At 45.3% G+C, this 7,042-nt stretch carries 3 protein-coding genes; 2 read left to right on the top strand and 1 reads right to left on the bottom strand.

What is annotated here, in order from left to right; all coding sequences use genetic code 11:
- On the top strand, positions 1–3,051 hold a 3,051-nt coding region (gene rne, locus B9J84_RS14435), incomplete at its 5' end, for a ribonuclease E (RefSeq protein WP_094124431.1).
- 122 nt (positions 3,052–3,173) lie between these two features.
- Complete coding sequence (locus B9J84_RS14430) at positions 3,174–4,049, top strand: DMT family transporter (RefSeq protein WP_064625727.1); 876 nt, start codon at positions 3,174–3,176, stop codon at positions 4,047–4,049.
- Between the two features lie 129 nt (positions 4,050–4,178).
- Here the strand turns inward: B9J84_RS14430 and adhE are convergent, their stop codons facing one another.
- Entirely contained in the window at positions 4,179–6,851 is a 2,673-nt protein-coding gene (adhE, locus tag B9J84_RS14425) for a bifunctional acetaldehyde-CoA/alcohol dehydrogenase (RefSeq protein ID WP_013856398.1), read from the bottom strand.
- Between the last annotated feature and the right edge of the window lie 191 nt (positions 6,852–7,042).

Raw genomic sequence — 7,042 nt, 5'->3', positions numbered from 1 at the left:
GAGTTGCGTGTCGCGCTGGTTGATGGCCAACGACTTTTTGATCTAGACATCGAAAGTCCAGGGCATGAATCTAAAAAGGCGAACATCTATAAAGGACGTATCACCCGTGTTGAACCGAGTTTAGAAGCTGCATTTGTTGATTACGGCGCTGAACGTCACGGTTTCCTTCCTCTCAAAGAAATTGCCCGCGAATACTTCCCTGATGGCTACACTTACCAAGGCCGTCCAAACATCAAAGAAGCGCTTAAAGAAGGCCAAGAAGTTATTGTCCAAGTTGAAAAGGAAGAACGAGGCAGCAAAGGCGCTGCGTTGACCACTTTCATTTCTCTTGCTGGTAGCTACCTAGTTCTTATGCCAAACAATCCTCGTGCCGGTGGTATTTCACGCCGTATCGAAGGCGATGAGCGTACCGAATTAAAAACCGCATTGAGCAGTTTAGAGCTTCCTCAAGGTATGGGCCTTATCGTTCGCACTGCAGGTGTGGGCAAAAGTGCGGAAGAGCTAGAGTGGGACTTAAACGTTTTGCTCAATCACTGGAGCGCAATCAAACAGGCTTCAGATTTGCGTCCTGCACCGCTACTTATTCACCAAGAGAGCAACGTCATTGTACGCGCAATTCGTGATTATCTGCGTCGTGACATTGGTGAAATTCTAATTGATAGCAACACTATTTATGAACGTGCCCTTGAGCACATTCGTTTGGTGCGTCCTGACTTCGTGAGTCGTGTAAAAAAATACGACGGTGAAGTACCCCTATTTAGCCATTACCAAATTGAAAGCCAAATCGAATCGGCTTTCCAGCGTGAAGTGCGTTTGCCTTCTGGTGGCTCTATTGTTATCGACCCAACCGAAGCATTGACCTCAATTGATATCAACTCTGCTCGTGCAACAAAAGGCGGCGATATTGAAGAGACGGCGCTTAACACCAACTTAGAAGCAGCCGATGAAATTGCTCGCCAATTACGTCTGCGCGATTTGGGCGGATTAGTGGTTATCGATTTCATCGATATGACTCCTGTTCGTCACCAACGTGAAGTAGAAAACCGTTTACGCGATGCCGTACGCCTAGATCGCGCTCGCGTACAAATTGGCCGAATTTCACGTTTTGGCTTGTTAGAAATGTCGCGTCAGCGCTTGAGCCCATCGCTTGCCGAAGCAAGTCACCATATCTGCCCACGCTGCTCTGGCACCGGAGTGGTTCGTGATAATGAATCTCTTGCGCTCTCTGTTTTACGTCTCATTGAAGAAGAAGCACTAAAAGATAATACCGCTCAAGTTATGGCGGTGGTTCCCGTTCCTATTGCATCTTATCTACTCAATGAAAAACGTCGCTCAATCAATCATATTGAACGCATTCAAGAAGTCGAGATCACGATTGTCCCTAACTCTGAAATGGAAACGCCTCATTTTGAAGTGATCCGTGTCCGTGAAGGGGAAGAGCAAGAAATACTCTCTTACTTAGTGCCAATGAAACTAGAAGCACTGAAAGAAGCAGAAGGTAAAGAAAGCTCAGATATCGATTTCAAACCAAAACGCATTGAAGAACCAGCGTTGAAAGGGTTTGCTGCCCCAGCACAAACTATTCCAGCTCCAACACCTAAAGCAGAGGTAGCGGTTCCAGTCAAAGAGATCGCTGTTGAACCAGGCAAACCAGGTCTATTTGGCCGCATCGTTAAAGCTCTTGGTAGCATCTTTTCAACCACCACGGAAAAGGTGAAAACTGAGGAAGAGCAACAAAAACAAGAAAACGAACGTAGCCAAGCACCACGCCAGCGTCGTGATCGAAATGACCAACGTCGTCGTAACGGACGCGGTGAAAATGCTAATCGCGACAACGCAAACCGTGACAGAAACAGACGCAAGCCGGTCAATGCCTCTACTCCTGTTGAAGAAACACAAGATAAAGAAACTGTTGCCGCCAACGAGCCTCGTAAGACACAAGCTCGCAAGCCAAAACAAGAGCGCCGCAACAAGCGTGATGACAGCAAATCTGAAAAGTTAGCGGAACAAGGGCTACAACTTGCGGCTGAAGCGCAAGCCGTTACCTTGACAGCGAATGAAGATAAAACGGAAGAGAAAACGGCAAAAGTAAAAGAGCGCCGTCAACGCCGTAAGTTAAACAAACAAGTTCGTGTAAAAGATCAGACAATAGCTCAAGAACAACCAGAAGCTGAAATGTTGATTAATACAACCCCGGCAGCAGAGGTTATTGAAGCCGTAAAAGCTGAAATAGCACAATCTGTTGAGCCATCGGTTGTTACACCAAACGACGACAATGAGAATGACGATCAAAATCAACGTCGCAATCGCCGCTCCCCTCGTCATTTACGAGCCAGTGGTCAACGTCGACGCCGTGGTCGTGATCGTCGCCCTAACCCATTCCGTTTACGCAAAGGTGGGGTTGCCTCTCCTGAGATGGCAATGGGTAAAGTGATGCCTCGTTATGACCTCTCTAAACCAGTGTATCAAGCACCGGTAACAGAGCAAGTCGCAGCGGTTGAACCTGTTCAACAAGTGGCAGATGTCGTAGATAACAATACCGAGATAACGTTAGGTGGTTTTGCTTTCCCTGAAATGGCAATGGGTAAGGTCATTATTCGCCACGAAGAGAACCAGAGCGTCGTTGAAGAACCTGTTACGGTCTCTTTGCAGGACGCTATTGAACCTCAAGTACCATCGGCAGTGGTAACAGAATCGGTTTCAGTCACAGAATCGGTCACTGTAGAAGCCGTTATTTCGGAGCCAGTAATCGCAGAAGTTGTTATTGAAAAGACTACCGCTATTGAGCTCGTTGTCGAAGAAAAAGCCACGACAGAGAAAGTACCAGCATTGAAGGTTGAAGCAGTAACTAAGGCACCTGAAGCCGTATTACCCAAAACAATCAAAGCGCATGCATTCTCTCCGATGACCAAAGCCTCAGGCTCTTTGTTGCTCAAAGAGATTGAAATCGTATCAGCACCTTTCCATGCTGAACGAATTGCAACTCGTGCAGCAGGCAGCCAGTCAGCGCAAAGTCAAGCTGGTGCGGCAATGACTAAACCACAGTATTAATCTCTGAACCGAGTTTAAATACCATTAAAGGGCTGCATTCGCAGCCCTTTTTATATTCCGCTTGCCCAATATCTCTGCATCTCATAGCATTGCCTCTTTCTTGTCACTCAAAATGGACTTCCATGACTTGGATCTTATTCACCCTTCTGGCCGCATTCATGCAATCTTGGCGCAATGCATTCCAAAGTCGCTTAGCAACTGAGGTCAGTACTACTGGTGTTACCCTTGCCCGCTTTCTTTGGGCTGGCCCTATCGCGGCTCTCTATCTCATCACTTTGTATCATTTCATACCCGCGAAATTACCTACATTGTCATTGACCTTTATCGCTTTCATTATCGGCGCGTCATTGATGCAAATCGTCGCGACAGCGCTCATGGTTAAGCTTTTTAAATTAAATAACTATGCCGTAGGTGCTGGGCTAGCCAAAAGCGAAGCCTTAGTTGCCGCTATTTTAGGGATGATTTTTTTTGGGACTCATTTGACAGGCTTGGGCTGGATTGGCGTCATCGTTGGTGGCATTGGTGTATTTTTGATGAGCACGCACGGCAATATTAAGCAGCTTTCAATGCCAACTGTTTTACTGGGATTAAGTTGTGGTAGTGCCTTTGCACTCACTTCATTGTGGGTACGTGAAGCCAGCTTAGCACTTGGCTTACCCTTTCCACACAGTGCTGCTTGGGTATTATTGTTGGTCATTTCACTGCAGACTTTATTACTGCTAATTTACCTAATGGTGACCGACAACAACTCATTAAAACAATTATGGGTAAGACCTAAGCTAACGCTATTAACCAGCACAAGTAGCTGTCTTGGTTCTATTGGTTGGTTCAGTGCAATGTCTCTTCAAACCGTACCTTATGTAAAAACTTTAGGCCAAATTGAGATCTTTTTTACGATGTTAATTTCTATTTTTTGGCTAAAACAATCGGTGAAAATTAAAGATGGGCTGGGGCTTGTTCTAATCGCAATTGCCGCTATTTTAGTCATGTGGGGATAAATCCCATCCACGCTTTGATGATGAAGTTACTCGAGCAAAAAAGCAAAAAAAGCCTCACCAGATGGTGAGGCTTTATCTTTTCCCGATAGAGATTGTTTCGTGCTAGCGAAAATCCCTCAATAACTCAGCTTACTTTTTCTTTGCTGGTTTTTGATCATCTTTCTTCTTGATAACGGTAGTGCCTTCGAAAGTTTCACCTTCAACAAACGCTGTACCATAGTAAGCCGCAAGAAGTACTTCTTTTAGCTCAGAAATCAGTGGGTAGCGTGGGTTTGCACCAGTACATTGGTCATCAAACGCTTCAACTGATAGCACGTCAACTTTTGCGAGGAAATCCGCTTCATTCACGCCAGCCGCTTGGATAGATAGCGGGATGTCGAGATCTTTCTTCAGCTCTTCCAACCAAGTCAGTAGACGTTCAATCTTCTGAGCAGTACGGTCGCCCGCTTGGCTCAAGCCTAAGTGGTCAGCCACTTCAGCGTAACGACGGCGTGCTTGTGGACGGTCGTATTGAGAGAACGCAGTTTGTTTGGTTGGGTTATCATTCGCGTTATAGCGCACAACGTTAGAGATAAGCAATGCGTTAGCAAGGCCGTGCGGGATGTGGAACTCTGCACCGATCTTGTGCGCCATAGAGTGACATACACCTAAGAACGCGTTAGCAAAAGCAATACCTGCGATAGTCGCTGCATTGTGCACTTTTTCACGAGCAATTGGGTCTGCTGCGCCATTTTTGTAGCTTGATGGTAGGTACTCTTTCAGCATCTTAAGTGCTTGTAGAGCTTGACCATCAGAGTATTCGTTCGCAAGAACAGATACATAGGCTTCAAGAGCGTGAGTCACAGCATCGTAACCACCAAATGCCGTTAGAGACTTAGGCATATTCATCACAAGGTTCGCATCAACGATAGCCATGTTAGGTGTTAGCTCATAATCCGCTAGTGGGTATTTAGCACCTGTTTTGTCGTCTGTTACAACGGCAAATGGTGTGACTTCTGAACCTGTACCTGAAGTAGTCGTGATACAAACCAATTCTGCTTTTTGACCCATTTTAGGGAACTTGTAGATACGTTTACGGATATCCATAAAGCGCATTGCAAGCTCTTCAAAGTGAGTTTCTGGGTGCTCATACATAACCCACATGATCTTCGCCGCATCCATTGGTGAACCACCACCAAGTGCTAGAATCACGTCTGGTTGGAAACTCTTCATTGCTTCAGCGCCTTTCTCTACGACAGATAGAGTTGGATCAGCTTCTACATCAAAGAATGTTTGAACTTCCATACCGTTTGACTTCAGCAGAGTCACTACATCGTCTGCATAACCGTTGTTGAATAGGAAACGGTCAGTAACTAGGAATGCGCGTTTTTTGCCTTCAAGATCGCTCATAGCGATTGGAAGGCTACCACGACGGAAGTAAATTGACTTAGGTAGTTTATGCCACAACATGTTTTCAGCTCGCTTCGCAACAGTTTTCTTGTTGATTAGGTGCTTAGGACCTACGTTCTCAGAAATTGAGTTACCACCCCAAGAACCACAACCTAGCGTTAGAGATGGTGCAACGTTAAAGTTGTAAAGGTCACCAATACCACCATGAGTGGTTGGGATGTTTACAAGAATACGCGCCGTCTTCATTTTGTCACCAAAGTAACGGATACGGTCTGCATTAACGTCTTGGTTAGTGTATAGACCAGAAGTGTGACCAATACCGCCGATTTCTACCATTCTTACTGCTTGTTCTACCGCGTTCTCGAAAGAAGTCGCGCGGAACATGCCAAGTGTTGGAGAAAGTTTTTCATGTGCGAATTCATCGTCATAAGAAACTTCGCCAATACCTTCTCCGACAAGGATTTTAGTATCTGCTGGAACTTTAACGCCCGCCATTTCAGCGATGGCTGTTGCTGGTTGGCCTACGATTTTCGCGTTTAGTGCGCCATCGATAAGCAGTACCTTACGTACTTTGTCTGCGTCTGCTTTACTTAAAACATGCGCTTTATGGCTCGCGAAACGTTCTTTTACTTCGTCATACACTTCGTCCATAACGATAACCGCTTGCTCAGAAGCACATACCACACCGTTATCGAATGTTTTAGACATAAGAACAGAAGCAACTGCACGTTTGATGTCTGCCGTTTCGTCGATTACAACTGGAACGTTACCTGCACCTACACCGATTGCTGGTTTACCTGACGAGTAAGCCGCTTTCACCATGCCAGGACCACCTGTTGCAAGGATAAGTGCAATACCTTCGTGCTTCATTAGCGCGTTAGATAGCTCAACTGAAGGTTGATCAATCCAGCCGATGATATCTTTTGGCGCGCCAGCTGCAACTGCTGCATCTAACACGAGTTTAGCTGCATCGTTAGTTGAATTTTTCGCACGCGGGTGTGGCGAGAAGATGATACCGTTACGAGTCTTCAAAGAGATGAGAGATTTGAAGATTGCAGTAGAAGTAGGGTTAGTGGTTGGAACGATACCACAGATGATGCCTACAGGCTCAGCGATAGTCATCGTGCCTAGGTTTTTATCTTCTTCAAGAATGCCACACGTTTTTTCGTCTTTGTATTTGTTGTAGATGAACTCAGACGCAAAGTGGTTCTTGATTACTTTATCCTCAACAATACCCATGCCTGATTCCGCTACCGCTTGTTGCGCTAGAGGGATACGAGCTTGGTTAGCTGCTAATGATGCCGCGCGGAAAATTTTATCTACTTGCTCTTGAGAGTAAGTAGAGAATTCTGCTTGAGCCGCTTTAACGCGCGCTACTAGAGCATCAAGTTCAGCTAAATTAGTTACAGGCATAATGGATCTCCTAAAAATAGAAAAATGTTAAAAACTCTTTATTAAGTTTGCAGCTTTGTGTTTTTGTTTTTTCTCAACAGCTTAAACAATGACAGACTTAGTAAATTGCTTTCAGGACTGAGTATAATATTTCAGAGTGTGAAAAAAATTGACTCAGATCAGTTCTCAAAAACTAATTACCCAATTAGGGG

It is taken from the genome of Vibrio sp. V03_P4A6T147 (genome assembly GCF_002241085.1).
Lineage (GTDB): Bacteria > Pseudomonadota > Gammaproteobacteria > Enterobacterales > Vibrionaceae > Vibrio > Vibrio anguillarum.
Note: the sequence above shows the minus strand (reverse complement) of the source record. Positions and strands in the feature narration are given on the sequence as shown.